Consider the following 4,739-nt stretch of genomic DNA (forward strand, 5'->3'; position numbering starts at 1 on the left):
TTTTCCCTGGCCGACATCCTGCGCTTGGTGGCCATGCTGGCCCTGACGTTTTGGATCGGCGCCTTTGGCCTGGCCGGCATTGTCTTTCTCATCGAACCGGTGCCCCTGCCCGAATTTTTGCGCATTCCCCAGGAAAGCCTGCACGTCCTGGCCGTCCTGCTGCTTTTGGGCACCATCGGCTATCTGACCATGTGCGTGTTCTGGCGCAAGCCACTGACCTTGAAGGGCGAATCCTTCACCCTGCCCACGCCCAAGATCGCCCTGGCCCAGATCCTGGTGGCTTGGGCCGATCTGTTCGTGGCCGCGAGCTGTCTGTTCGTCCTCATGCCCTCCGACCTGGGCGTGGACTTCATCCAATTCCTGAGCCTGTACCTGCTGGCCATGGTCGCCGTCGTGGTCAGTCATGTCCCGGGTGGCACCGGACTCTTCGAACTGATCATCCTCGGCGCGTCCCCGACCACCCACCCCCAGGCCGTCATCGCGGCCCTGCTCTGCTTCCGGGTCATCTACTATTTCCTGCCCCTGCTGGTCGTGGCCGGAATCATCCTGGTCCATGAAATCCGACTCAGATTTCCGGCACGGGCCTGACCGCATCCGCAAACAAAAAGCCACCCGTCAGGATGGCTTTTCGCGTGAATGCGGTTTCGGATTGTTTCCTGGCACCAGTCGGGTCCCGTCTATCGCCGCATGGATTGCAACGCCTTGCACGCCGCGTTGACGATGGGATAGGCGATGGGCGAGGATGTCAACGCCGGATGCGTGCCCATCTGGAACTGGACCATGTCGTTGGCGGTCATTTTGTGCATGATGCAGGCGCTCAGGACGTTGACCATTTCACCCACGGAACGGCCGCCGGAAATGGAACCACCCAGAATCACGCCCGTATCCTTGGCGAACACCAGTTTGAGCTTGGTCATGCTCGAATTGGGCATGCCGCCGGGGTGCGTGTCGGGAGCCTCGGCCAGGCCGGTGACATATTCCATGCCCATTTGCCCGGCCGACCGTTCGGTCAGGCCCGCCACGCCAAAGGCCCGGCCGTTGATCATGGTCGAAAACACGCTGATCACGCCGCAATTCTGATGCACCGGCGAAAAAAGATTCGAGCCGGCGATACGTGCCTCGGATGTCGCCACGGAGGCCAGCATCACGCCCACCGGACGACCGTTGAAAAATGACGGCTTCTCCGCGCAATCGCCGCAGGCGAACACATTGGGGTCGTTGTAGCTCTGCATGTAGCGGTCGACCTTGATGGTGTTGCGAAAGCCCATCTCCAGTCCGGACTCCTTGGCCAGGGTGGTATTCGGCACCGCGCCAATGCCCAAAATGACCATATCGGCCTTGAGCTCCACGCCCCCCGCCAGTTTCACGCCGGTAACCGCGTCGCCACCCAGAATGGCCTCGACCTTGGTATTGACCATGACCTTGACCCCGGCGTCCGTCAGCCTGGATTCCGCTTCAACGCAGTACTCGTCGTCCATGGCCATCTGCAGGCAATGCGGCATGGCCTCCACCACGGTCACGTTGACGTTCCGCCCCTTGCGGCATTCGTCGGCGAATTCCACGCCAATGAAGCCGCCACCAATGATCACCAGATCCTTGACCCCCTTCATGCATTCAAGAACGGACCCCAGGTAGTCGAATTCCTTCTTCACCGGGTAGACATTTTTTTTGTCCACGCCGGGGATGGGAGGAACCATGGGCAGCGACCCGGTGGCGAAAACCAGTTTGTCATAGCCGATGGTCTCGCCGCCCTTGAGCGCAACCACCTTTTTCTCGCGATCCACGGTGATCGCCTCGTCCTTGATCAGCTCGATACCGTTGCTCTCCAGCAACCCGTCAGGAACCACGTTGTTCTGCGGTCCGCCAACGGTTCCATAAATATACGGGATACCGCAGGGGATGAGCACCGTCCCCTCCTTGCGCACCAGGGTCACCTTTTTGTCCGGGTAATACCTTCTGCAACTGATCCCCGCCGTTATTCCGGAAAGGCCGCCCAACACCAATACGTCTGTCTGCTTCATGGTAAAACTCCGTTAGCTTTTTTGGTTGTTTCTCGTCATGCCGTTGGCGCGCGGTCATGAGCGTGAACAGTCGCGCCGCGACCGGTGTCCCAATGTTCCAGCCCGCGCTCCGACCACGACAATTGCAACCTTGTAGCACTCTGTTTTTGATTTTGCCAGGATCGCCCCCCATGCAATCCGTGACCCCGTCGCCTTCACGCGCAAACACCCCAACCACCGGGAACAAAGACAAAAATCAAAAATCAGCGGACATTCCACGTCCCGGCCCAAGAATACGGGCTTAACTTTCCGACGATTCTGTCCGATGGAATCCGTAAGCGTCATGGTCCGCGCGGCCGGGAGGACTTATGGAAACACAAGCATCATCGGGCCTGGGCACCTCGTCCCAGATTTGGGATCGGCGAACCTTCGGGGCCGCCGTGGTCAGCACAACGCTCGACTACATGAATCGCAATGAAAACCAGAACAGAATGAACAACAGTTACGACTTCCAAAAAAGCGTGCTCGGAGCCGCCTACACGGGCAAGGGCACGCTCGCGGACACAATCGCGTAACACGGCTGGCCATGGCGCTTGGTGTGGAGACTTCTCCACGAGTTGGCCCCGGATGCGTGCATCCGGGGCCTTTTCATGACGCTCAAGTTTTTCCGGCAATGACCGATACAAAACATGCGGCAGGGACGCCGCGCGATGAAAATTTCCACCAGGCCAAGGACGGCCAAGGACACATCATGGCACTGACACGCATTTCCCAATCCCAAGGACAAGGTCGACAATGGCCGGACGGCCACCCCACCTGGACCATGCGGCACCGCTTGCGAAAACAACGGGATACCAAAGCTCCGGACATCCTCGCCGAACCAACCTACACGGCCAGGGGCACCTTGCTTCCGGCCGTTTCATCCCTTGAAATCACGGTCTAGACACCCCCCGGCCTTCACAACATGGCCAGCAGCGCGTCGTGGACGCGGCCGTTGCTGGCCACGATCATATATTCACCCAACTGGTAGCCCGAACCATCCAAACCACTGACCCGCCCGCCAGCCTCTTCCACCAGAAGCCAGCCAGCGGCGGTGTCCCAGGGCTTGAGGCCGGTTTCGTAATAGCCCTCGAAGCGACCGCAGGCGGTATAGGCCAGATCCGTGGCCGCCGAACCCAGCCGGCGCACGCCCTGGGAGGCCAGCAGGACCCGCTTGAAACGGTCGCAGATCAGGTCCACTTCCTCATGAAATCCATAGGGAAAGCCCGTGGCGATGAGCGATCTCCGCATTTCGGCCCCGTCGCTGACATGGATGCGCGCGCCGTTCAAAAAAGCGCCCTGACCGCGCACGGCCCAGAACAATTCCTCCAGCACGGGCAGATAGACGGCCCCCAGCACCACGCGCCCGTTTTTCCACAACCCCACGGACACGGCGGCAACGGGCAGGCCGTGGGCGTAATTGGTCGTGCCGTCGATGGGATCGATGATCCAGGTCAACTCGCCCGGCGTGAGCGTTGCGTGTGATTCCTCGGCCAACACGGTCGATCCCGGCAGGATCCGGGGCAGAGCCTCGCGCAGATAGCCTTCCACGGCCAGATCGGTCTGGGTCAGAAGATCGATGCGTCCCTTGAAGACAATCTGTTTGGCGTCGTTCCATTGGTGGCGGACAATGGCGCCCGCCTCGCGGATATGGGCCAAAAAATCGTCGACCAGCTGTTTATCCATGATTTCCCTCCGTTTATGGAATTGTGCTTGCGATTCCCTTTGAGTCCGGTGCATATTGGCTGCGTTGAAAAGTATTGTTTTCCCGCGCGGCAACGCGTGCGGCGGAATTCACGCTCGGACCGCCCCACTGGTGATGCAACGCGCCCGAAAACACAAGCAAGGGCTTCCGTCGCCACCGGCCAGGTGATGACCAGCCCCAACCTCTCACGCAAGGATTGGACCCATGCTTATCGGTATCGATGTCGGAGGGACCCACACGGACGGCGTGTGCATCCGGGACGGCCAGCTCCTGGCCCAGGCCAAGGTGCCCACGGATCACGACAATCTGCTGGCGACCATCACCGAAGCCCTGCGCGCCATCCTGAAAGACTGCCAGGGCGCGGACATCCGCACCATCAACCTGAGCACGACCCTGTCCACCAATTCCATCGTCACCGGACACACGGAAAAGGTCGGCATGTTCGTCATTCCTGGCCCCGGCATCAATCCCCAGGCCTACGCCATGGGCAGCCAGTACCATATTCTGTCCGGTTGCGTGGATCATCGGGGCGTGGTCACGGCCAAGGCCAGGACCGACCAGATCAAGCCCCTGGCCACCAAATGCCGGGAGGATGGCATCCGGGTCTACGGCGTGGTCGGCAAGTTCTGCACCCGCAACCCGGAACAGGAACTGGCCATGGCCGAAGCCCTGGCCCCCCAGGCCGATTTCATCACCCTGGGACACAGGGTTTCCGAATCCCTCAATTTCGGACGGCGCGTGAGCACGGCCTACTACAACGCCGCGGTCTGGCGGACCTTCAACGCCTTTGCCGACGCCTTCGAGCAAAGTCTCAAGGATCTGGATATCCAGGCCGACATCAACATCGTCAAGGCCGACGGTGGAACCATGCCGCTCAAACTGGCGCGCGAAATCCCGGTCCAGTCCATCTTTTCCGGTCCGGCGGCCTCGGTCATGGGCATTCTGAGCACGGCCCCGGTCGCAGAGGACGCCCTTATCCTGGACATCGGCGGCAC

At 60.5% G+C, this 4,739-nt stretch carries 5 protein-coding genes; 3 read left to right on the plus strand and 2 right to left on the minus strand.

Annotation, left to right across the window (positions count from 1 at the left end; all coding sequences use genetic code 11):
* Positions 1–677 precede the first annotated feature (677 nt).
* Positions 678–2,021: a pyridine nucleotide-disulfide oxidoreductase gene (locus EOL86_12030; GenBank protein NCD26302.1), complete on the minus strand. Its 1,344-nt coding sequence runs from the start codon at positions 2,019–2,021 to the stop codon at positions 678–680.
* A 347-nt stretch (positions 2,022–2,368) separates the two neighbouring features.
* Between EOL86_12030 and EOL86_12035 the strand changes: the two genes are divergently transcribed.
* Both EOL86_12035 and EOL86_12040 read left to right on the plus strand, forming a co-directional pair.
* On the plus strand, positions 2,369–2,575 hold the full coding sequence (locus EOL86_12035) for a hypothetical protein (GenBank protein NCD26303.1): 207 nt from the start codon (positions 2,369–2,371) through the stop codon (positions 2,573–2,575).
* A 176-nt stretch (positions 2,576–2,751) separates the two neighbouring features.
* Positions 2,752–2,943 carry a hypothetical protein gene (locus EOL86_12040; GenBank protein ID NCD26304.1) on the plus strand — a complete coding sequence of 64 codons (192 nt, stop codon included), beginning with the start codon at positions 2,752–2,754 and terminating at the stop codon, positions 2,941–2,943.
* A gap of 14 nt (positions 2,944–2,957) precedes the next feature.
* Here the strand turns inward: EOL86_12040 and EOL86_12045 are convergent, their stop codons facing one another.
* Entirely contained in the window at positions 2,958–3,725 is a 768-nt protein-coding gene (locus EOL86_12045; GenBank protein ID NCD26305.1) for an inositol monophosphatase, read from the minus strand.
* A gap of 223 nt (positions 3,726–3,948) precedes the next feature.
* Here EOL86_12045 and EOL86_12050 point away from each other — a divergent pair.
* On the plus strand, positions 3,949–4,739 hold a 791-nt coding region (locus EOL86_12050), incomplete at its 3' end, for a hydantoinase/oxoprolinase family protein (GenBank protein ID NCD26306.1).

The organism is Deltaproteobacteria bacterium (assembly GCA_009930495.1).
Classification (GTDB): domain Bacteria; phylum Desulfobacterota; class Desulfovibrionia; order Desulfovibrionales; family Desulfomicrobiaceae; genus Desulfomicrobium.